The sequence below is a fragment of the Marinomonas sp. TI.3.20 genome, assembly GCF_038155025.1.
Classification (GTDB): domain Bacteria; phylum Pseudomonadota; class Gammaproteobacteria; order Pseudomonadales; family Marinomonadaceae; genus Marinomonas; species Marinomonas flavescens.
On sequence record NZ_JBAKAS010000016.1, the window covers coordinates 1 to 22,509 of the forward strand.

The window sequence follows — 22,509 nt, forward strand, 5'->3', positions numbered from 1 at the left end:
AGTCGTCGCGTTCATGGCTCTCGTGTTTGGTTGTTTTTGGCGAAATTATTGATCACCAAGGGCCATGAACGTTCCTTTCTTGCGTTAACTAATTGTTATTTTTATCAAATTTGTGGGGATACCTCAGGCTCAGACCCCTTAAACAGTCGCATAGTGCTCAAAACTCTAAACAAATTCAAGTAGCGGTCGTTCACGTCGTGCCTTTTTATGCGGTGAAGATCCATTTACAGGCGTCAGTTACGAGCATCGAATAAGTCGCTTGTTGTTTCTGTCGAGTGTCTTTTCGATAGATATTTGTGCCTATGCGGTGATGAGTAACCGCCTTCATGTGGTGCTTCATGACAGAACTCAACGAGCCGATTGCCCGATGAGCTAATCTAGAAGATGCATGCTCTAGTCATTTCTGGGAAGGGCGTTTCAAGTCTCAGGCTTTGCTCGATGAGGCCGCACTTATAGCTTGTCGATTTAAATCCCGTAAGATCAGGTATCAGCGATACTCCTGAATACTCAGATATTACTAGCATTAAGAAGCGAGTAGTCGCCGTTAAAGGAAAGTATCAAGCCAAAACGCTGTATCCTTTTGTAGGGAGCTCTTTTGTCAGTAACCCGCGAAAAGATACGCCAAATGGTGACAGAAGATAAAAAAGGCTCTGTTGATGCGTCGTTACTTCCTATCTTGCAGAGACTTAATATCTCATCTGAAAATTGGCTGTATATTGTTACTGAACTTGAGATTCGAGCGGGAAGTATTGTCAGGCAAGAGTTATCGGTTGATTATTACTGTGAATTGCACGACCGGCAGTGCAATAGGAAAAGTATTCAACGACTCGCCTGTACCTAATATTCGTTTAATCACCGAATATCAATATTGTTGTTGAGGGGCTTTTACGGCTAAAAAAGATCAAATACTCTCTTTATTGCACATAGTAAATAATTTGATATCGATTGATTTCTATTATCTTGTGTATTTTTATTGATGAGTAAAAATATTTTCGATAGATCCCAATACATTGTTTTGTTTACAGGCTTTTTAAAATGCCTGTCTTGATATGAGGTTTTTTGATTGGCTGTCGGAAAGATGAATTTATGTAGCATGGTGAGGTTGAAGGTTAAAAATGAATTATCACACGAGCGTGATTTACTCACATTATTTCTAGTTTAGAGCTAATGAATTAACGGAGATAGGGAGAAATTTAACTAACAATAGAGTGGTTTACGAGATGAAATTTAGTCTTTCGTTTATGTATTAAGCAGGGTAGCGAAAGCTTGTACGCACCCTGCTTAATTAGCCTATTATTTAGCAGGTATCGCATCAACTAGTCGGCAAATGGCGACCATACCTGGGTCTTCAAGACCGATCGATTTTTCCGCATAAACGCGAGCACGGCCAATTTTGTTTGGTTTGTTAATAAACTCAGCTAATGCTTCTTTTGCTGCATTTGAAGCGGCTTTTTGCATTTCTTCAGGGTCATTAATTCCAGTTGTTGCTTTAATGACTGCATCTAATGAATCAAGTAGGGTTTTATCGCCAAGGCTTGCACCACCACGAGAAATCATAGCATCTTGAGCTAATTGTAATAGTTCAGGCACTTCAGACCATTCTGCAGCCTCACGTCCTTTTGTTGCTTTCCCTGCTGCCATTAGAGCTGTAGCCATAAGTGTTCCAAAGCTCGAGCCAGAAACGGCTGTCATTGCTTTTGCAGCTGAAAATAATGCTTGGCCAAGGTCTTCTGGCATGTCATCAATAATACTTTTCATATTATTGAAGCCATTGATCATTGTAACACCTAGATCGCCATCACCAAGGCGACCATCAAGCTCATTCAGTTCAGCACCAATAGGATCAACTACTTGTTGAATTTCAGAAATAGTGTTTTGGATAGATTTTGTTGTAAAGGACATTCTAGTTCTCCCAGAAAGGACAGACAGCGTCTGCAGTCAAAAGTGTTTCCAGCTCATCATCAAGCTGCATTAATGTAATTGATGCACCAGCCATTTCCATTGAAGTGGCATAGTTACCTACACGTATGTGTTCAAGCTTTACACCAACGTCTTCTAACTGTGCTTTCGCACGACGTAAAATAAGATAGAGCTCTTCAATGGGAGTTCCACCTAAGCCATTCACAAGAATCGCCATACGGTCACCAGCCCTAGCTGGTCTGTCTGCTAATAAATGCGATAGCATTTTATCAACGGTTTCATCAACTGTACCAATTTTGCTACGGCCGACACCAGGTTCACCGTGAATACCCATACCGATTTCTATTTCATCTTCGGCAATCACAAATGTAGGTTTTCCAGCTTGTGGTACTGTGCATGAAGACAAAGCAACGCCAATAGATCTGCAATTATCAGACGCTTTCTGAGCGACATCAGCTACTTGCGACAAAGAGTAGCCTTTAGCAGCAGCGGCTCCCGCTATTTTTGACACATAAACGAATCCTGCAACACCACGACGCTTTTTCGCTTCTTCTTTACTCGCACTGGCAACATCATCAGCAACAATGACTTTAATCGCTTCAATATCATCCATTTCGGCCATTTCACAAGCCATGTCAAAGTTCATTCTATCGCCGCCATAGTTAGCCACGATACATAAAACGCCCTTACCTTTATCAGCGAATTTGATAGACTCTAGCATTGGGTTCATGTCAGGGGATGCAAACACATCACCTACAGCGCATGCATCTAGAAAGCCTTCTCCAATATAACCAGCAAAAACTGGAATATGACCAAATCCACCTCCAGATACAACACCAACTTTGTCTTGAGCTGGTGTTACTCTATGAAGCATACGGCCTGTAGCCCCACCGATAGCATAAATATCGGGGTATGTTAGGGCCATTCCTTCAAGCACTTCATCTACATATTTATCTGGATTATTTATTAGTTTTTTCACTATGTATTGCCTCTTTTACTCTATTCAGAAAATAGTTTTCGCATCACAGAAAATGATCAAATCATGAACTGAAACATATGGACACGCTAAGTCTAATTTTCCTATAGATGTCTAAAATCTATGTTGTAATACTATATTTTTACTAAATATTTCTATGTTTCTTACCGAGTAAGTTAGTCGATATTGGACAACATAAAACTCATCATTTCCGAGCATTTAATTAAATATCATATGTACATTGAAGCAATAGAATATACCGTTGATCAATATAGCGACCTTACGCCAATTTGTACTAAGTAGCGTAAAGCGTATGCAAGTCAACTGAATGGCAAACAGTGAGCTAATAGAATTCTGTTGTTGCTAACTCTTTATGGTTAGCATTTAAGATTAAATGGAGTGCTTAACACTATGTTTTTATTATCTTTAAGAAGTGCTTATCTTGGGTGTTTATCTGAGCCTAGTAATACTCATAAATAATAGCATCAGCCTTCACAATAGCCTGTTCACTGCTGTGATCAAATGTTGCTTGATTACTTTCTAAAGTAATCATTTTTATCGCGCATACGAAACTTAACACCAGACACACGTAAACGCTTTAGCCAATGACTTAACAAAGGTGCCGCTTTCATATCTTTAGGAAATACACGACTAGAAGAGTCAATAAAATTTTCGATACCCTAAGTCATGAGTCTAATCACACAAAACGTTTGAATCGAATCTAGAAATAGCTAAATCAAGAAAATCACCTTTATCATAATAGCGCTGAATAAACTCCGGGTAGGTCTCAGAATGAGTAATACTTATAGCCCTCACATAGGCTAATAAAAATGTACGGCAAGCTGTGTGGCTTAGCGTCATAAACATGTACTGATGACCTGCAGCAAAAATACCCTCCAACGCCATTAAATCTGATGGACCTGCATTAACAATGATTACTGTTTTCTATATTTCCTCGTCTTTCATTAATAAAATCATTTATCGATAGAATAGAAACGCACGACAAAGAATATTACGTCATACACCAGCGACTTCTAATAAACAATTCTCTTGAGATTCTTTTTTTAAATAAAGCAAACAGTAAGGATAAATAAAAATATAGGAACTCATTGCAGAGTCATCAGTCTCATTTTGCCAATTAACCTCTTCAATTAATACTTTTGCAGGAACGCTTGCAATCCTATCCAAGACAACCCTATCCAAGACAGGCATGTATAAAACCAAGTAAAAACAGTCGCTTAAGGCTTTTCGGTTTAGTCTTGAAAATCGCCATTGTCTTTAAGGAGAGCCTTTCGGTACTTTAAAGTGCGATACTAGACCAGCCTCTATGAGACTTTGGTTACTAGGAGTTGCTCAACTCGAATGCCGTCTAGATCTAATACTTCAAACTTGAAGCCTTGGTAGACGAATGCATCGGTTCGTTTGGGAACACGCTTTAACTGGTGAATGACAAATCCTGCTATCGTTTCGTATTGATTGCGGTCTGGGAAAGTTTCGATCTCTAGGCTGCGCATGACGTCACTAACAGGTGTGAGTCCTTCAATGAGCCAAGAGTTGCTGTCACGTTTGACTATTTGCTCTTCAGCTTGCGGAGTGATTAGGTCGCTCATGAAGCTGCTGAGTAAGTCTTTCACTGTTACTAAGCCTACGACTGTGCCGTATTCGTTTACGATCACGGCGAAGGGTTGAGGGGCGACTTTAAAGGCATTCAATGCTTCGGAAAGAGTTAATGTTTCCGGTAAGTAGAAAATGTCTTTATCAATTGATGTGGGCGATATGCTTGCAGGTTCGCCTTTAAGCACCATCCGCAGTATTTCTTTCGATTCAATCACGCCTAAAATTTTATCTAAGTTGCCGTCGCAGACTAAAAAGTCATTATGCGGGTGTTCGATGATTTTTTGACTGATGTCTCGGCTGCTTTCTTGTGCGTCAAAATAAATAATTTGCTCACGAGGCGTCATAGCGCTGCCAATAGTCAGGCTATCTAATTCGAATACGTTACCAATGAGTTGATATTCTTGCTTTTGTAAGCTGCCGTCTTCTGCTCCAGCGTCCATCATGGCGACGATGTCCTCTGTTGTGACTAACTCTTCGCGTTTCGTTGGAAGATTTAGAAGGCGGAGCATTGCATTGGTCAAGCCATTAAATAAAAACACCAGAGGAGTCAGGGTGAGCGTGATCCAGCGCATCGGCGTGACCAGCTTAATAGCAACGGTTTCTGGCATGATGATGGCTAAGCGCTTAGGTAGTAAGTCAGCAAACAAGATAAATAAGGAAGTTAAGCACAAGAAGGACAGCGTGAAACTGATCTGCTCTAATAAGTGCCCTTGATAAACTAGACTGATCAACTGCTTCATATATGGAGTGAGTGCTTGCTCACCGATAATGCCGCCCATTATTGATATGCCATTCAGTGCAATTTGTATCATCGCAAAAAAAGCACCAGGGTTCTGCTGTAACGACAACACCGCATCCGCTTTACTATTGCCGTCTTCCGCCATCATTCGCAGCTTAATTTTTCTAGCGGCTGCCACGCCAATTTCTGCCATAGCAAATAAGGCGCTGATCATAATCAACAGGCCAATTCCCAACAAATCGCTCATAACCACCTCATGTATGAAGAACATCTGAAGCCGTGTTTTGGCACAGTGGAACAGCGCTGTGAGAATATCCATTGACGACATTTTCTAAATAGAAAACACGCGCATTATAGAAGTAAATACACGCTGAGCAAGTACTAAAAAAATATTTAAGACAAGCATAGAGAAAACCCTATAAACAGAGGTTTTCTAGGTTTTTAGATTTGTTTTCTAGCTCTTTTTTAGCGTAAGTTTTGCTTTCTCACGGCAGAGGGTTAGCTGTTTAGGCGAGTGTGTTTAGCGAGCTCGCTTCGTTGAGAATCCATTGTTTGAGTGCTTTGATTGCGGTTTCATTTCTTCTGGATGTTTTGTATGAAAAGAAGAAGTGGTCATTGGTGTAGATGCGATGGCTTGGCAGCCGCACTAAGGCGGAATGAGTGTCTTTGTCGCTAAACATGTAGTCATTTACTAAAGCGATACCGAGGGAGTATTTGGCGGCTTCATAAGCTAATATTAAATGACTGAATTTATGAAACTTAATGTTGTTAGAGAGTGGAATGCCACGCTCTAAAAACCAGCTTCGCCAATCTTCGGTGTATTCGTTATAAATACCGTTAGAGGTAATCAGGGGGAAGTTTTCTAATAATTCTGGCTCGTCCTTAAGTCGTTTGCTAAGTTCATCTGATGTGACGTTGAGAGTGTTTTTTATCTGTTCATAAAAAGCATGGCTGCACACAGGAAATAACGTTTCTTTATATAACAGCTGATATTCAAAGCCTCTTTTTTCAGTATCTGTGGTGATGAAGCAGTCGGCCGTTTTGTCGGACAACTCAGGTGAGCCGTGTGTCATGGTAATGGTGATGTCTAAGTTAGGGTGTTTGTGCTGTAGATCTGACAAGCGCGGCATTAGCCAGCAAACAGCAAAAGAGCTGTAGACGGCGATTCGTATCTTGGTGTCTTCTTCACCTCGTATCTGGTTGCTGGCGCGGGCGATGTGAGACAGCGAGCTGCTGACAACATCGAGATAATTTTTGCCTTCTTGTGTCAGCGCCAAATAGCGACCTTGTCGCTGAAACAAACTTTCGCCAAGGTAATCTTCAAGTACTCTAATTTGGTGGGATATCGCACTTTGGCTGACGTTCAGTTCTGTCGCCGCGCGCGAGAAGCTGTTGAGTCGGGCAACCGCTTCAAAAACAGGCAAAGCTTTTAATGGAGGAAGCATTTTTCATTATCCAAAAAACTAATAGTTAGTTAGGATATATCATTTTATTGATGTGAGTATCAAGACTACACTGCCGCCATCAGTAATTTTGTTTATACGGTGAGTGGTTATGTCAGGACGTACTATTGGAAGTGCTATTCTCATTTTGGTATTAGGGAATTTATTTGCGACCTTTTGTGATGTATTTATCAAGCTTGCAGGAAGCAATGTGCCGATATTTCAATTTACTTTCATGCGACTGCTGATGATTTGTATCGTGCTGGTTCCGCTGGCCGTAAAACACGCTTCATCTGATTATTTTGCCGGTTTTAAGTTGCATTTTATCAGAGGGAATTTGTGGGTTTTAGCGAGTATCTTATTGATAATTTCGTTGTCTGAATTGCCGCTAGCGACGGCGAATGCTGTCTTTTACATTGCGCCAATCTTAATCATTTTATTTGCTGGGCTGTTTTTTAAAGAGAAAATTACCTTAAGTATTGTGTGTGCTGCGCTGTCTGGCTTTATGGGCGTGCTGATTATATTGCGGCCAACGGAAATTAGCTGGGGAATGATTAGTGCTGTTTTGTTTGCGGTGGTATTAGCGACGAACAGTTTGCTGATTCGTAAGTTGCCAAAAGAGCAAAATTTGTTCTTTGGTTTATTTGTTATGCATTTGTGCGCTTTGCCACTTTCAGTTGGCTTGATGTTGTGGGAGGCGGAGCCGTTAAACTTCGATGGTGTTAGTTATGCGATTGGTTCGGCACTGTGTTCTCTTCTATACAGCTTGGCGTGTCTGAAAGGCTATCGTTATGTGGCGTCAAGCCAGGTGAGCAGCGCTGAATATTCAGGCTTAGTGTTTGCTGCGATACTCGGCTGGCTGGTGTTTGGTGAGTCTATTGATGCGTTTCTAGTGATTGGCGCTTTGTTTATTATTATTCCATTGGTTTTCTTGAGTCATAGAGATATGCGAAAACGGAAGGCAGAAGAGCGTTTGTCTGTGGTTCGTGCTCAGCTAGATGCGGGCTGAGTTCGGACGAGCGTTTGGATCATTTGCTCTGTCATGGCTTGAATGTCATTTCTATCTAAATAAATACCATCGATCAATAATCGGCTTAATCCGTGCAAGCTAGCCCAGCTGGCTTGCCCGACTCGTAAAGCGGAATTGTTGTCGGGTAATACCTTATCTTCTTGAAGCTGCTCCACCCAGTCTAACCAGCGTTTAAAGGTCTGCTTCGATGCATCTTTTAACGCGCTTGTTGGTGTTCCTGTTTTCCAGATCAAACGCCCATACATAAGGTCATATACTTCACGTTGGGTGTCGGCAAATTCAATGTACTGGTACACGTACTGATGAAAGCGTTTCTCGGACTCTTCATGGCTCGACAGTAGTGTCTGTAGTCTGGCTTCTTGGGCTTTAAAACCTGCCGCTGCAATGGCGCATAATAGTTCATTTTTATCTTTAAAATGGTGATAGGGCGCGGTTCTTGATACGCCAACTTTGTCCGCTAATTTACGCATTGATAATCCCTCGACGCCTTCTTCTTGAAGGATCTCGGAAGCGGCTTTAATGAGTGAGCTAATGAGGTCGCCGTGATGATAGGTTTTCTTCTGATTTGTCATGCTGAGATTAAAGCGTCTAATCTTGACAGTGTCAAAATAAAAATCTATCTTGACGTTGTCTAGATTTGGTTTTACACCATTTCCAAATGAACAATAACAATATAAAAGCTGGGCAGCCTATATGAGTCATTCACAGTATCCACATCTCTTTACCCCTTTAGATCTGGGGTTCACACAGTTAAAAAATCGCATCATCATGGGGTCAATGCACCTTGGGTTGGAGGAAATGAAAGGCGGTTTTGATCGCATGGCGGCGTTTTACGCTGAGCGGGCAAAAGGCGGAGTCGCACTGATTGTGACTGGGGGGATTGGGCCTAATTCAGAAGGGGCTGTTCATGCTAGTGCCGCCTTGATGGCATCAGAACAAGATGCAGAAAACCATCGGGTGATTACTCAAGCCGTGCATGATGAAGGCGGTAAAATCTGCATGCAGATCTTGCACACAGGTCGCTATGCCTACAATCCTAAACTGGTTGCGCCTTCTGCACTGCAAGCGCCAATTAATCCATTTCCACCGCATGCGTTGAGCGACGAAGAGATTCACAAGCAGATTGACGATTTTGTAAATGCGGCCGTGCTTGCTCAAAAAGCGGGTTATGACGGCGTTGAAGTAATGGGTTCTGAGGGGTATTTACTTAATCAGTTTATTGTCTCAAGAACCAACCATAGAGACGATGATTGGGGTGGCGAGTACGAGCACCGGATTCGTCTTCCAGTGGAAATTGTACGTCGAATTCGTCAAGCCGTTGGTGATGAGTTTATTGTCATTTACCGATTGTCGATGCTCGATTTAGTTGATCAAGGCAGCAACCTTGAGGAGATTATTCAACTTGGTTTGGCGATTGAACAGGCTGGTGCTTCGATTATTAATACGGGCATTGGTTGGCATGAAGCAAGAATCCCGACCATTGCCACTAAGGTGCCTAGAGCGGCGTTTACTTGGGTGACTGCTAAGTTAAAAGCGTCGCTCAACGTGCCTCTTATTACCTCAAATCGAATCAATATGCCGGATGTAGCAGAGGAAGTCTTAGCCCGTGGCGATGCGGATCTAATTTCTATGGCGCGACCTTTTCTTGCAGACCCTGAATTCGTTGAAAAAGCAGAGCAACATCGAGCGGATGAGATCAACACCTGTATCGGTTGTAATCAAGCTTGTCTTGATCATGTGTTCGCGAATAAGTTGACGTCTTGTTTGGTGAACCCAAGAGCCTGTCATGAAACCGAATTAGTGATCACACCGACAGAGGTAAAAAAACACATCGCCGTGGTTGGTGCTGGCCCAGCAGGGTTAGCGTTTGCGACGACGGCCGCGAAGCGCGGGCACAAGGTAACCTTGTTTGATGCGGCCAATGAGATTGGTGGGCAGTTTAACATTGCCAAGCGTATTCCTGGGAAAGGCGAGTTCTATGAAACCTTGCGTTATTACCAGCGCCAGTTAGAGCTCACAGGGGTAAATGTTCATTTAAACACCCGAGTGGATAGCGCCGTACTCAGTCAGTATGACGTTGATGAAGTAGTCTTGGCGACGGGCATTTTGCCACGAGATCTAGAGATTGAAGGGATAGATCATCCTAAAGTATTGAGCTACTTGGATGTGATGAAGGGGCAACCTGTTGGTAAGCGTGTGGCGGTGATTGGCGCTGGTGGTATCGGCTTTGATATTAGTGAGTATTTGATCCACGAAGAGGCCAAACCACAATTAACCATTCCGGCGTTCATGAAACAATGGGGTGTTGACATGACATTCAGCGCGCGCGGTGGCGTCGAGGGTGTAAAACCTCAATTCTCGCCCGCGGTCCGAGAAGTATTTTTGCTACAACGCAAAAAATCCAAAGTAGGCGCCAAGTTAGGCAAAACCACCGGTTGGATTCATCGCGCAGAGTTATTGAAAAAAGGCGTCACCATGATCCCTAGTTGTGAGTATCAAAAAATCGATGACGAAGGATTGCATTTGTTAGTGGCGGGTGAGGCGCAGTGTTTGGCGGTTGATAATGTGGTGATTTGTGCGGGTCAATTGCCCAATCAAGCTTTAGCGAATGAGTTGAATCGACCGGTTCACCTTGTCGGTGGCGCGGACGTTGCCTCTGAGTTAGATGCTAAACGTGCGATCAAACAAGGCACCTTGTTGGCGTGTTCTTTGTAATCGTAGCGCGGATCTGAAGGCGCCTGATCTGAAGACATGAAATCAACATCAATCGCCGCTGTTAAGTAACGTATTTAAGTGCTTTAAGCGACGGTTGATTTTTTCCCTATCCAAGTCGATGAGGCTTTGCTGTTTTAACCCATGTTCGATCATGTGTTTTTGATGACGGACAAAGGTCCAGTGAGACGCCTCATTAGCTTGTTCTGCGATACAAGCTAATCCTTCTAATTGGCGTAAACTCACCGCTAAGCAGTTTTGAGAATATTGGCGTATTTGGTCATACGCAGTATTCGCTAACCCTTCAAAGGACGTTACCTTGTAGTTTAAGCGTTGGTTTCCTTGATTATCAAAAGCGATACCTTGCGGGAACTTGTCTTGTGTCAGGTCGCAGATCATTGCGGTGAGTTTATCAACACAGGCAATGGCGGAATAAGGGTCATTGATGCCAGGAGAGAGTGCTCTTAGGGCGATTTCGACCAATTGATCGACGGCAAATTCGGGGTCTTGTATAGGGGTTCGTTTAGAGCCGAGCGTGAAGCAGTTATGTAGGTTTGTTTCGTCGGTCGTTGAGAGTGTTTTGACATTGCATAGCATGGTGGTTTTACGGCTTACCACAAAATCCCCAGGAGCAACGATCACGTCAATGTGGCCATCTAATTTGCTCATCCATTCGGTTAATTGGTCATAATTTATCGCTTGTATGTATCCACAATATGGGCTTTTTAATGACACAGGTAGCGTGCCTGCTGTCGGTTCGTTGATGTCTTGTGATTCGCAACTTTCCTTTGCTTTTTGTTGATCAAAAATTTTACGGATGCTGCTCTGCAACTCAGAGTAAACATTGTCGATAATGTGATCCGATTGAAGGCTTTGTGCTACGTGATGAATAAAATAGATGAGTAAAAGAATACCGAATAGCGTCATGAGTGCGGCGCCAGCGATGGTTAAGCCGGGTAAAAAAGATTGATTGGCGAAGTGGTCCGTCATTCGCGTCAAAATCAGACAATAAACAAATAATGAGATAAATACGCCCAATACGATTTGAGTACTGACGTCTTCCATGAAGTTTCGGATGAGTCTTGGGCCGAACTGAGATGAGGCGTTAGTAAGGGCGACAATGGTAATGGAGAAGGTAATGCTGACCACTGTCATTACGCTACCAGCGATGGTAGTAAGTAGGGTGCGGATAATGTCAGCATCTGAGTGGTATAAAAAGTGTAGCCAACTAACGCGATAAAAATCGCTGTATAAATCAATGCACAGAAACAGAGCGCAGGCGCATAGCGTGCTCACTAAAATCAAACAAGGGGTAAACCAAAAACTGGTTTTGATAGTGTCATAGATTTTCAGCAGCTGAGTATTTTTAATAATCGACAACAGCAAAGAATACACCCTTAATAGTATTTTAGATGTGAGCCAATTTTTCTGTCACTGTATGTTTAGTGTGACTACTTATCGTTAGGCTCGCCGGTTTTTAATAGCTTCAACAAGTCTTCTCTTTCTAGGCTGCCTTTAAGCGCTAAATCCAACTGATACTGGTATTTACTGTTCCAGTCACGAGTGCCTGAGGTTAGCTTTGTTAGGTCTTCCATCGCTGCTTTCATGACTTTTAGGTAGGCTTGAATATTGTTCTCTTGGTCTATTAAAATGTTTTTCAGCGCCGTAGAGCTGCTATGTCTTAGGTATAGTTTTAATGTGTTGTTCTCAGTTTGTATTTCTTTAATGGTTTTGTCTTGAGCTGCAATAGCCTCTTTCATAGCGATGAGTTGTTTGGCTTGTCCATCATCCTCGTTAGTTACAATTGGTTTGATTTCTTTTGGCATGATGAAGTAAGTGCCACCAATTGAGGCAGCGACACTGATGATAAAGCACAACAAAAAAGCGATAACTATTTTCCAGTTTTTTTTGGATGGAGAAGGAGCCACTACTGATTCAGGTGCCGCCTTTGACGTATCATTTTTAGTTGCCATATGTTTCCCGCTTCTTGCCTTTGTATTTGGATACTATATATCACTTTATTAGCACCTTGCACTGAGATTTAAGTGGCGTCAACTTTCGTCATGGTCTACTCGTTTTATGCAAGATCATTTCGTCAGTTATTGAAATGTTGACAATTCAAGTCATTGTTCGCCTCAATGGTTTAGTTTTTGCCTTACTCCACGTAAAATGACCGCATACAAAATAGAGAGAGCTAATAACCTACTAAAATACTCAGGTAAATACTTGATCAAAACAGTAGGTTTTGTGTATTATTTGTTCTGAATAAATACTCTTAATTGGATAGCTTATGCGCCTGACAACAAAAGGTCGTTATGCCGTAACCGCCATGCTTGATTTGGCGTTACATTCAGATCACGGCCCTGTGTCGTTATCCGATATCTCTAATCGACAAGCAATCTCTTTATCTTACTTAGAGCAACTTTTTGCAAAATTGCGCAAACAGTCATTAGTGACTAGCGTGCGCGGTCCTGGTGGAGGATATCGTTTAAGTCGATCCCGCGATGAGATCTTTGTGGCGCAGATTGTAGATGCGGTTAATGAATCTGTGGACGCCACTGGCTGCAAAGGGAAAAGCGATTGCCAAGGCGGCAACACTTGCCTTACACATCATTTATGGTGTGATTTAAGCGACCAAATACATGATTTCTTAAATCAAATTAGTTTAGAACAATTAGTGCGACGAAATGACGTTCGACAGGTTGCTGAACGGCAGAATTCAGAGGGCCGCCAGATGGCGCGTTCGAATGAAGACAAAATCAGCGCAGCTATTGTTGGCTAGATCGACGTACAAAATTGGTGTGTTTATACCGGCACACCTGTTCCGATAAAAAGTGAGTTTTAATATGACTGAGCAGATAGATAAAGCGCTGGCGCGAGAATATGAAGCCGGTTTTGTGTCTGATGTGGAATCAGAGACGTTTTTGCCAGGACTGGATGAAGATGTCATTCGCCGTATTTCAGGCATGAAGAACGAACCTGAATGGATGCTTGAGTGGCGCCTGAGTGCATTTCGTGAATGGTTAGAAATGGAAGAGCCTGAGTGGGCTCATGTGGATTATCCTAAAATCGACTTCCAAGCCATCTCTTATTATTCCGCACCAAAAAGTATGAAGGACAAACCACAGTCATTAGACGAGGTTGACCCTGAATTACTGCGTACCTACGAGAAATTAGGCATTCCTCTTATTGAGCAGCAAATGCTAGCAGGTATTGCTGTCGATGCGGTCTTTGACTCAGTGTCAGTGGTAACCACTTTTCGCGATAAGCTAGAAGAAGCGGGCGTTATTTTCTGTCCGATTTCAGAAGCCATTAAAAAATACCCAGAGCTAGTGAAAAAATATATTGGCAGTGTGGTACCGAAAAAAGACAACTACTATGCCGCATTAAACTGCGCAGTTTTTACTGATGGCTCTTTTGTCTACATTCCTAAAGGCACTCGCTGCCCAATGGAGCTGTCGACGTATTTCCGCATCAATGAGCAAAACACTGGCCAATTTGAACGCACCTTGATTATCGCCGACGAAGGCAGTCATGTGAGTTATTTGGAAGGTTGTACTGCTCCACAACGTGATGAAAACCAATTGCATGCCGCGGTCGTTGAGTTGGTCGCGTTAGACGATGCTGAAATCAAATACTCGACTGTACAGAACTGGTACCCAGGTGATGAAGAAGGCAAAGGTGGTATTTTTAACTTTGTGACCAAGCGAGGTATTTGCCATACCAATGCAAAAATCTCTTGGACACAAGTTGAAACCGGCTCTTCTGTTACTTGGAAATACCCAAGCTGTATATTGAAAGGTGATAACAGCGTAGGCGAGTTCTACTCTGTTGCCTTGACCCGTGGACGCCAACAGGCGGATACCGGTACTAAGATGATTCACCTTGGCAAAAACACTCGCTCTACCATTATTTCTAAAGGTATTTCTGCCGGTAAAAGTAACAATAGCTACCGCGGCCTAGTTCGTATGAACCCAGGTGCTAAAGGAGCGCGAAACTTTACCCAATGTGACTCCTTATTGATCGGTGATCAGTGTGGTGCTCATACCTTTCCTTATATCGAAAGCCGTAATCCATCAGCCATTATTGAGCACGAAGCGACGACGTCGAAAGTCAGTGATGAGCAGATGTTCTTATGTCGCCAGCGTGGCTTAGACCCAGAAAAAGCGGTCTCCATGATAGTGAATGGCTTCTGTAAGGAAGTGTTCAAAGAATTACCAATGGAATTTGCCGTTGAAGCGGGCAAGTTACTAGAAATAAGCCTTGAAGGCTCAGTAGGTTAAGGAATTATTGAAGATGTCGAACACGAACAGTTTGTTGACGATCAAAGACTTGTACGCCAGCGTTGAAGATAAGCAAATCATCAAAGGGCTTAATCTAGATATTAAACCAGGCGAAGTACATGCGATTATGGGCCCAAATGGTGCCGGTAAAAGTACTATGGGTTATGTGTTATCAGGACGTGAAGGTTATACGGTTGAAAGTGGCAGTGTAACGCTTGGTGGACAAGATTTATTGGACATGGAAACGGAAGATCGCGCTCGAGCGGGCCTTTTCTTAGCGTTCCAGTACCCAGTAGAAATCCCTGGTGTGAGTAACCTTGAGTTTCTTAAAGCCTCTGTCGATGCTCAGCGTGAAGCGCGTGGCGAAGAAGCCATTACGTCTGCGGAGTTCTTGAAAGAAGCTAAAATCGCTTGTAAGCAAGTTGATTTGCCGGTGTCTTTCTTGAAACGTGGGGTCAATGAAGGCTTCTCTGGTGGTGAGAAAAAACGTAACGAATTAATGCAAATGTTACTGCTTAAACCAAAACTGTGCATCCTAGATGAAACTGATTCTGGTTTGGACATTGATGCTTTGCAAGTGGTTGCTGAGGGCGTTAATAGCCAGCGTTCTGCTGATCGCAGCTTTATTGTTGTGACGCATTACCAGCGCCTTTTGGATTACATTAAGCCGGATTTTGTACACGTATTGTCTGGTGGCAAAATTGTCAAAAGTGGCGACGCTTCCTTGGCACTTGAGTTAGAAGCTCAAGGTTACGCTTGGTTGCAGAATGCACCCGCCGAAGACGAACTAGAGGGGTAATGCATGAGTGAATGGTTAGAAAGCGCCATTACTCGAGCGCAAAATCTTAATGATTGGCTTGCCCCTAAACGTGCACATGCTATTGAATTATTAACGCAAACGAAATGGCCAACACGTAAGACAGAAGCGTGGCGTTATACGCCGCTGCGCCCTGTTGAACGAACTAAAGCTGGTGTTGTGTCTGGTGATGTTAACTTGTCTCCAGAGAGTATCACTGGTCTAGAAGCGATTGAATTGGTGTTTGTAAATGGCCGATTTGATGCGACTCAATCAGCTAAAGAGTTACCAACAGGCTTGCTTGTTTCTTTAGGTCAAGATGTGGATTCTGCACAACAAACGGTTGCTCTGAATGCATTCTCGACTATTAAGCCTGAACGTCATTTGTTTGGTTTGGTGAACGATGTACTAGCTGAAGACGTGATACTAGTGTCGGTTGCTGAAGGTGTTGAAATTACTCAACCTATTCGCATTAGCTCTTTATTGAGCCAAGGTGCTGAGTCTCATACTCGCGTTCAAGTGATGCTTGCTAAAGGCGCTCGTTTGACTGTGATAGAAGACATTCAGGCACAAGGTGACACCTTAAGTACGGCGTTTGTTGAATACGATATCGCGGCCAATGCGTACTTGGAGCATTACCGTTTTGCACTGCAAACCGGCACCAATGTGTCCATTGGTGGTAGTCACTTTAATTTGCACGATAAATCAAAAATGCACAGCAGCATTGTTGGTTTTGGCAGCGACTTATCTCGTTTAGACACGGATATTATCCATGCGGGTGAGTTTGCAGACGCAAAATTGAACGCGATTTACCTGCTTGATGGCAAAGAGCTGTTTGACCTTCATGCGACGGTTGAGCACGCTATGCCAAACGGCACCACAGAAGAAAACGTGCGTTGTATCGTTGCCGATCGTGCGCGAGCTGTGTTTAACGGTCGAATCCATATCCACCGTGATGCGCAGAAAACCTTAGCGTCGTTAAATAACCGTAACTTGTTGATGTCAGACAAGGCGGAAATTAACACTAAGCCTGAGCTAGAGATCTACGCAGACGATGTGCGTTGTGCCCATGGCGCGACTGTGGCTGAGATTGATAAGCAAGCGCTGTATTACTTGCAAACACGTGGTGTAAGTCGTTCAAAAGCACAAGTGATGCTCAACTTTGGATTTATTAACGAGTTGATTGATTTAATGCCAAATGCGGCGTTAGCGGAATGGGTTCGTCCTATTATTCGTGAACGTTTTGCGCAAATGGAAGTGAAGTAAGCGAGAAACGAATGAGTCTTGATGTAGCAGCTATCCGTGAACAGTTTCCGATTTTAAAGCGTGAAATTGATGGTAACCCTCTTGTTTATCTCGACAATGCGGCCACGACCCAGAAGCCGCAATGTGTGATTGATGCTTTGGTTAATTACTATACGACCTGTAATTCCAATGTGCATCGTGGGGCCCATCGTCTTGCGGATGAAGCGACGCGTCATTTCGAAGCGGCTCGTGATATCGTCAAAGACTTCATTAATGCGCCGAAACGCGAAGAAGTTATTTGGACATCTGGCACCACAGAAGGCATCAATATTGTGGCCAATGGCTTGGGGCAGTTATTGTCTCCAGGTGATGAAGTTATCGCCACCGGCATGGACCACCATGCCAATTTGGTGACCTGGCAGCAAGCGTGTAAGGCGTCCGGCGCCACATTAAAAACAGTGCCTGTGTTGGATTCTGGTGAGTTAGATCAGGACGCTTATGATGCCCTGCTTAATGAGCGCACTAAGTTCGTTGCTTTCCCGCATGTCTCTAATGCGCTGGGTACCGTGAATCCAATCAAAGAAATGACCGCGAAAGCGAAACAGTTTGGTGCTTGGGTGCTGGTGGACGGCGCTCAAGGCGCGGCTCACGGTCGTGTTGATGTGCAAGATATTGGCTGTGATTTTTATGCTTTTTCTGGGCATAAGATATATGGCCCGATGGGCGTTGGTGCGCTTTGGGGTAAAGAGTCCGTATTGGCTGATTGGCCCGTGTGGCGCACCGGTGGTGAAATGATTTCTACGGTGACCTTACAGGATGCCACGTGGAATGTTTTGCCTTACCGTTTTGAAGCTGGCACACCAAACGTGGGTGATGCGATTGCGATGGGTGAGGCGATTCGCTGGTTTAGCGCTCTTGATCAAGACGCGGTAGCGGCTCATGAAAAAGCCTTGCTTGATCATGCCACCAAGCTGGCAGAAGAATTTGAAGGCTTGACCATTATTGGTCAGGCGAAAGAGAAAATCGGCGTGTTGAGCTTTGTGCTAGATCATGGGCACCCAGCGGACATCGGTTTTCTGCTGGACCGTCAAGGGATCGCCGTGAGAACTGGTGATCACTGCGCTCAGCCGTTAATGGCGCGTTTTAATGTGCCAGGCACAGCGCGAGCGTCCTTCTCGGTTTATAATACATTAGAAGAAGTTGATGCCTTATTTGTTGCGCTGAAAAAAGTGCGCACCATGTTGGCTTAGGAGAATTTGATGACAGCAACAACATTTGATCCTGTCTCTAGCGTGTCGTTAACCGCTTCCGCACAGAAATACTTTGCTTCTAAATTGGCAAAACAACCGAACAAATTAATTCGTCTAAGCACCAAGGAAAGCGGCTGTACTGGCTTTTCTTATGTGTTGGATATTGTCGATGGCGCCTCTGAGCAAGACACAGTGTTGTCGTTTGGGGATGTGACCTTCGCGGTAGATTTCGCCTCCGCAAAAATGCTTAAAGGAACCGAAATTGATTTGGTTCGTGAAGGTGTTAACGAAGTGGTTAAGTTTAATAATCCTAACGTTGTAGCGGAATGCGGCTGTGGCGAAAGCTTTAGTGTGAGCTGATTAATGCAAAAAATGGTAGTAACACAGCGCGCTTGTCCTGCGCGAAGAGTGCCAAGTGGTGAGCCAACCAGCATACCAGAAGGCCAGTTCATTACGATCAATCAAAGTTTGGGTGGTAATTACACCGTTACGTGGCAGGGCAATATGCTGCGCATTGACGGTACCGATGCTGAAGCGATTGGTCAGCAGCCAGAAGTGCTTGATTTCGAAAATCTAGGCTCCGATGAGATTAACGAAGAGCAGGTTTGGCAAGCACTGAATACCATCTATGATCCAGAAATTCCGATCAGCTTGGTGTCGCTTGGTTTGGTTTATAAAGTGGCGTTAAATCAAGCAACGAAAACGGTTCAAATTGATATGACCTTGACCGCACCGGGTTGTGGTATGGGGCCAGTATTGGTTGGCGATGTAAAATATCGTGTCGCCAAGGTGCCTAATGTAGAATCGGTTGCCGTAGAGTTGGTGTTTGATCCACCTTGGTCTCGTGAAATGATGAGCGAAGAAGCGCAATTAGAAGCCGGTCTTTTCTTCTAACGCCTTCGGTCACTGAATGACATCGAATACAATAAGAAACGGCCTTGGCACTTGCTAAGTGCCGTTTTGTTTTTATGGACGTTTGCTCAATTAAACGTCATTTATTATTTTATAGCGCTTAAGTAAAAGAGGGGAGTCATGTCCTTACCAAGCACAGAAGAGATTGTGGACGATCTGTTGTTTTTTGACGATTGGGAAGATAAATACAAGTACATCATTGATCTGGGTAAGTCGTTACCTGTGTTTGATGAGGCTTGGCGCACGCCAGAGCGTTTAGTAAAAGGTTGTCAGAGTAGCGTGTGGATTCAACCGGGCAGTGAGCAAGATGCGGCGAAAGGTGAAGTGCTGACGTTTGCGGTAGACAGTGATGCGATTATTGTTCGAGGTTTATTGGGATTGGTGCTCGCAGCACTTAATCATAAAACACCAGAAGAAATTTTAGCGTTTGACGTGACCGGTTATTTTGAAGAGCTGGATCTTGAGCGTCATCTAAGCCCAACGCGTGGCAATGGTTTGCGCTCTATCGTTGGTCGCATTCAAAATATTGCTAAATCTGCTGCTTAATTAGGTTAAGTCGTGCTGTTTTCTCGGAGAAAGATATGAATACCCCCGTTTATTTAGATTATTCTGCAACCACGCCAGTTGACCCTAGAGTGGCTGAAAAAATGATGGCGTGCCTGACGCCGGATGGCAATTTTGGTAATCCAGCTTCACGTTCCCATTTGTTCGGTTGGCGAGCAGAAGAAGCGGTGGAAGAAGCGAGAATGCAGGTAGCGGCTTTGATTAATGCTGAGTCACGTGAAATTGTCTGGACCTCAGGTGCAACCGAAGCCAATAACTTGGCGCTGAAAGGTGTCGCGCATGCTTACCGTCAAAAAGGCCGTCATATCATCACCTCGATGATAGAGCATAAAGCTGTATTGGACCCTTGTAAGCAGCTTGAAAAAGATGGTTTTGAGGTGACGTACCTAAAGCCAGATAGCCATGGTGTTATCTCAGTGGCTCAGGTTCAAGAAGCGCTTCGCGAAGACACTATTTTGGTTTCTTTGATGCACGGTAATAATGAGTTAGGTGTATTGACCGAGATTGCAGCAATCGGTGAGCTGACGCGAGCGAATGGCGTATTTCTGCATGTGGATGCCGCTCAAACCACGGGCAAAGTAGCGATTGACGTGAATGCTATGAAGGTCGACTTGATGTCACTGACCGCCCATAAAACCTATGGGCCAAAAGGCATAGGTGCGTTATTTGTTCGCCGTACACCAAAAGTGAAGCTGGAAGCGCAGATTCATGGTGGCGGTCATGAGCGTGGCATGCGCTCCGGTACCTTGGCGACACATCAGATCGTTGGTATGGGAGAAGCTTTTCGTTTGGCCGGTGAAGAGATGGCTCAGGACTGCGCTCGTATTGAAGCCTTGCGCGATCGTTTATGGAATAACTTAAATTCCTTGCCTGGCATTCATCTAAACGGCGATGCAAAGGCGCGAGTTGCTGGCGTTCTGAATGTAGGTTTTGCGGATGTAGATGGCGAGATTTTATTAATGTCATTAACGGACATTGCCGTGTCGTCTGGTTCTGCTTGTACTTCTGCAAGCTTGGAGCCTTCTTATGTGTTGCGCGCCATTGGTTTGCCTGATGCCTTGGCTCACAGCTCATTGCGTTTATCAGTTGGGCGTTTTACCACTGAGGAAGATGTAGACTTTGCAGCAACCACGATAAAAAATGCGGTTAGCAAGCTGAGATAAAGCGGAATAAGTCGAAAAGCGTCTTTTAAACACGATATAGCAAAAGAAAACGCGATTCGGCATACAATTTTAATCAAGAGGTGCGTATAATCCACGCGCTGAACTTTTATGTCTTGGGTCATGTAGAGCATCACCCTTTTAAATTTAATTTGGAGTTATATCATGGCGTTGGAACGTACTCTTTCTATCATCAAACCAGATGCTGTTGCAAAAAATGTAATTGGCGAAATCTACACTCGTTTTGAGCGTGCTGGTCTTAAAATTGTTGAAGCTAAAATGGTTCAACTAGACGACGAATTGGCTGGCGGTTTTTACGCTGAGCACAAAGAGCGTCCTTTCTACAAAGACTTGGTTGGCTTCATGACGTCTGGTCCTGTTGTTGTTTCTGTTCTTGAAGGTGAAGGCGCTGTTCTTCGTCACCGTGAACTAATGGGCGCTACTAACCCTAAAGAAGCCGCTGCCGGTACTTTGCGCGCAGATTACGCAACATCTATCGATGCTAACGCTGTACACGGTTCTGATTCTGTTGAATCTGCAACTCGTGAAATTGCTTACTTCTTCGGTAAGTAATTGACAGCTAGGACCTTTATGTCCGAACTGATTTGTAAAAGCGGGCGCTAGTCCGCTTTTTTACAGAGGCTTCTGAAAAGACTTTTCTTTTCAGAGGCTTTTTTCGTTTACACTTAATGCTACACACAGCAAGCGATTTTTATTATGACTGACATCAAAAAAATAAACTTATTGGGTTTATCTCCTGAAAAACTGATTGAGTACTTTGAATCCATCGGTGAGAAAAAATTCCGCGCCACGCAAGTGATTAAATGGATTCATCAAAAGGGCGCTGAAAGTTTCGAAGAAATGACGGATGTCAGTAAGGTGTTGCGCGCGAAACTGGAAAAAACATGCGAAATTCGTGCGCCTGAAGTGGTTTCTCAAAATATATCATCAGATGGAACACGAAAGTGGATCATTCGAACGGAAGGTGGCAAGAATGATTGTGTCGAGACTGTCTTAATTCCTGACGGTGATCGCGCGACCTTGTGTGTGTCTTCTCAGGTTGGTTGTTCTTTGGATTGTAGTTTTTGCTCTACTGGTAAACAGGGTTTTAACCGTAACTTAACGCCGGCTGAGATTATTGGGCAGGTATGGATTGCGATAAAATCCTTTGGCCCTATGGACCCTAACGGTCCGCGTCGTGTGACCAATGTTGTTATGATGGGCATGGGCGAGCCGCTGATGAACTTCGAGCCAGTTGTTGATGCGATGATTTTAATGATGCACGATCATGCATACGGTTTATCTAAGCGTCGCGTTACCTTAAGTACGTCTGGTGTAGTGCCGAAAATTTATGAATTAGTGAAGCGTACTGATGTTTCATTGGCGATTTCTTTGCATGCGCCAAATGATGAGCTACGCAGTCAGCTTGTGCCAATCAACAAAAAATACCCAATTGCAGAATTGATTGAAGCATGTCAGTTTTATTTGGCGAACTTGCCTGACAAGCGTCATATCACCATTGAGTACACATTGATGTCTGGTGTGAACGACAATGAACAGCAGGCTCATGAACTTGCTAAATTGCTTCAGGTGTTAGAATGTAAAATCAATTTGATTCCATTCAATCCTTTTCCTAATTCAGGTTATGAAAAGCCATCTAACAACCGTACTCGCCGTTTTCAGAAAATTTTGGCGGATGCCGGCTATACTGTCACTGTGCGTACTACCCGTGGTGATGATATTGATGCTGCATGTGGACAGTTAGTAGGGGATTTTCAGGATAAAACTCGTCGCAGTCAAAAATACATTGAATTACATGAAGTAAAAAGCGAATAAATTAGTACGGATATTTATTTACTCAAA

The 22,509-nt window shown here is 43.7% G+C and carries 23 protein-coding genes; 15 read left to right on the forward strand and 8 right to left on the reverse strand.

The annotated features are described in order from the left end of the window. Positions 1 to 183: hypothetical protein (locus V6259_RS14940; RefSeq protein WP_341585182.1), on the forward strand; the 183-nt coding region annotated here is incomplete at its 5' end. A 412-nt stretch (positions 184 to 595) separates the two neighbouring features. Beyond that, positions 596 to 841 carry a hypothetical protein gene (locus V6259_RS14945; RefSeq protein ID WP_341585183.1) on the forward strand — a complete coding sequence of 82 codons (246 nt, stop codon included), beginning with the start codon at positions 596 to 598 and terminating at the stop codon, positions 839 to 841. 452 nt (positions 842 to 1,293) lie between these two features. Here V6259_RS14945 and V6259_RS14950 read toward each other — a convergent pair whose 3' ends face one another. The 5 genes from V6259_RS14950 to V6259_RS14970 form a co-directional block, all read right to left on the reverse strand. Further along, complete coding sequence (locus tag V6259_RS14950; protein WP_133012812.1) at positions 1,294 to 1,902, reverse strand: dihydroxyacetone kinase subunit L; 609 nt, start codon at positions 1,900 to 1,902, stop codon at positions 1,294 to 1,296. 1 nt (position 1,903) lies between these two features. Then, positions 1,904 to 2,899, reverse strand: coding sequence for a dihydroxyacetone kinase subunit DhaK (locus tag V6259_RS14955; protein WP_341585186.1), 996 nt, complete (start codon positions 2,897 to 2,899; stop codon positions 1,904 to 1,906). A 1,014-nt stretch (positions 2,900 to 3,913) separates the two neighbouring features. Beyond that, positions 3,914 to 4,108: a hypothetical protein gene (locus V6259_RS14960; protein WP_341585187.1), complete on the reverse strand. Its 195-nt coding sequence runs from the start codon at positions 4,106 to 4,108 to the stop codon at positions 3,914 to 3,916. Positions 4,109 to 4,221: 113 nt separating this feature from the next. Beyond that, a complete protein-coding gene (locus V6259_RS14965) occupies positions 4,222 to 5,499 on the reverse strand; it encodes a hemolysin family protein (protein ID WP_341585189.1) in 1,278 nt (425 codons plus the stop codon). A 259-nt stretch (positions 5,500 to 5,758) separates the two neighbouring features. Then, on the reverse strand, positions 5,759 to 6,697 hold the full coding sequence (locus V6259_RS14970) for a LysR family transcriptional regulator (protein ID WP_341585191.1): 939 nt from the start codon (positions 6,695 to 6,697) through the stop codon (positions 5,759 to 5,761). Positions 6,698 to 6,806: 109 nt separating this feature from the next. On the opposite strand from V6259_RS14970, the gene V6259_RS14975 reads away from it, so the two are divergent. Further along, positions 6,807 to 7,703, forward strand: a complete 897-nt coding sequence (locus tag V6259_RS14975; RefSeq protein WP_133012807.1) for a DMT family transporter — start codon at positions 6,807 to 6,809, stop codon at positions 7,701 to 7,703. On the opposite strand, the gene V6259_RS14980 is transcribed toward V6259_RS14975, so the two are convergent. Next, on the reverse strand, positions 7,685 to 8,296 hold the full coding sequence (locus V6259_RS14980) for a TetR/AcrR family transcriptional regulator (protein ID WP_341585193.1): 612 nt from the start codon (positions 8,294 to 8,296) through the stop codon (positions 7,685 to 7,687). The two genes, V6259_RS14975 and V6259_RS14980, sit on opposite strands and share 19 nt — an antisense overlap. Before the next feature lie 121 nt (positions 8,297 to 8,417). On the opposite strand from V6259_RS14980, the gene V6259_RS14985 reads away from it, so the two are divergent. Continuing rightward, a complete protein-coding gene (locus V6259_RS14985) occupies positions 8,418 to 10,439 on the forward strand; it encodes an NADPH-dependent 2,4-dienoyl-CoA reductase (protein WP_341585195.1) in 2,022 nt (673 codons plus the stop codon). A gap of 48 nt (positions 10,440 to 10,487) precedes the next feature. Here the strand turns inward: V6259_RS14985 and V6259_RS14990 are convergent, their stop codons facing one another. Both V6259_RS14990 and V6259_RS14995 read right to left on the reverse strand, forming a co-directional pair. Further along, on the reverse strand, positions 10,488 to 11,822 hold the full coding sequence (locus V6259_RS14990) for a DUF2254 domain-containing protein (RefSeq protein ID WP_341585196.1): 1,335 nt from the start codon (positions 11,820 to 11,822) through the stop codon (positions 10,488 to 10,490). Between the two features lie 65 nt (positions 11,823 to 11,887). Further along, positions 11,888 to 12,409, reverse strand: coding sequence for a hypothetical protein (locus tag V6259_RS14995; RefSeq protein ID WP_341585198.1), 522 nt, complete (start codon positions 12,407 to 12,409; stop codon positions 11,888 to 11,890). A 317-nt stretch (positions 12,410 to 12,726) separates the two neighbouring features. Here V6259_RS14995 and iscR point away from each other — a divergent pair, with 317 nt between their 5' ends. From iscR to rlmN, 11 genes are all read left to right on the forward strand, one after another. Beyond that, positions 12,727 to 13,218, forward strand: a complete 492-nt coding sequence (gene iscR / locus V6259_RS15000; RefSeq protein ID WP_133012802.1) for a Fe-S cluster assembly transcriptional regulator IscR — start codon at positions 12,727 to 12,729, stop codon at positions 13,216 to 13,218. Positions 13,219 to 13,282: 64 nt separating this feature from the next. Further along, the gene (gene sufB, locus V6259_RS15005; protein WP_341585200.1) at positions 13,283 to 14,719 is read left to right on the forward strand and encodes a Fe-S cluster assembly protein SufB; all 1,437 of its coding nucleotides are present in this window, start codon (positions 13,283 to 13,285) and stop codon (positions 14,717 to 14,719) included. 13 nt (positions 14,720 to 14,732) lie between these two features. Further along, a complete protein-coding gene (gene sufC / locus V6259_RS15010) occupies positions 14,733 to 15,518 on the forward strand; it encodes a Fe-S cluster assembly ATPase SufC (RefSeq protein ID WP_341585201.1) in 786 nt (261 codons plus the stop codon). A gap of 3 nt (positions 15,519 to 15,521) precedes the next feature. Next, entirely contained in the window at positions 15,522 to 16,781 is a 1,260-nt protein-coding gene (gene sufD / locus V6259_RS15015; RefSeq protein WP_341585202.1) for a Fe-S cluster assembly protein SufD, read from the forward strand. A gap of 11 nt (positions 16,782 to 16,792) precedes the next feature. Next, entirely contained in the window at positions 16,793 to 18,010 is a 1,218-nt protein-coding gene (locus V6259_RS15020) for an aminotransferase class V-fold PLP-dependent enzyme (protein WP_341585204.1), read from the forward strand. Positions 18,011 to 18,019: 9 nt separating this feature from the next. Beyond that, positions 18,020 to 18,370 carry a HesB/IscA family protein gene (locus V6259_RS15025; protein ID WP_341585205.1) on the forward strand — a complete coding sequence of 117 codons (351 nt, stop codon included), beginning with the start codon at positions 18,020 to 18,022 and terminating at the stop codon, positions 18,368 to 18,370. 3 nt (positions 18,371 to 18,373) lie between these two features. Next, positions 18,374 to 18,904: a putative Fe-S cluster assembly protein SufT gene (gene sufT / locus V6259_RS15030; protein WP_341585207.1), complete on the forward strand. Its 531-nt coding sequence runs from the start codon at positions 18,374 to 18,376 to the stop codon at positions 18,902 to 18,904. A 138-nt stretch (positions 18,905 to 19,042) separates the two neighbouring features. Beyond that, positions 19,043 to 19,468, forward strand: coding sequence for a SufE family protein (locus V6259_RS15035; protein ID WP_341585208.1), 426 nt, complete (start codon positions 19,043 to 19,045; stop codon positions 19,466 to 19,468). A 35-nt stretch (positions 19,469 to 19,503) separates the two neighbouring features. Continuing rightward, the gene (locus V6259_RS15040) at positions 19,504 to 20,649 is read left to right on the forward strand and encodes an IscS subfamily cysteine desulfurase (RefSeq protein ID WP_341585209.1); all 1,146 of its coding nucleotides are present in this window, start codon (positions 19,504 to 19,506) and stop codon (positions 20,647 to 20,649) included. Positions 20,650 to 20,811: 162 nt separating this feature from the next. Then, a complete protein-coding gene (gene ndk / locus V6259_RS15045) occupies positions 20,812 to 21,219 on the forward strand; it encodes a nucleoside-diphosphate kinase (RefSeq protein WP_133012793.1) in 408 nt (135 codons plus the stop codon). 144 nt (positions 21,220 to 21,363) lie between these two features. Continuing rightward, complete coding sequence (gene rlmN, locus V6259_RS15050; RefSeq protein WP_133012792.1) at positions 21,364 to 22,482, forward strand: 23S rRNA (adenine(2503)-C(2))-methyltransferase RlmN; 1,119 nt, start codon at positions 21,364 to 21,366, stop codon at positions 22,480 to 22,482. The last annotated feature ends 27 nt before the right edge of the window (positions 22,483 to 22,509 follow it).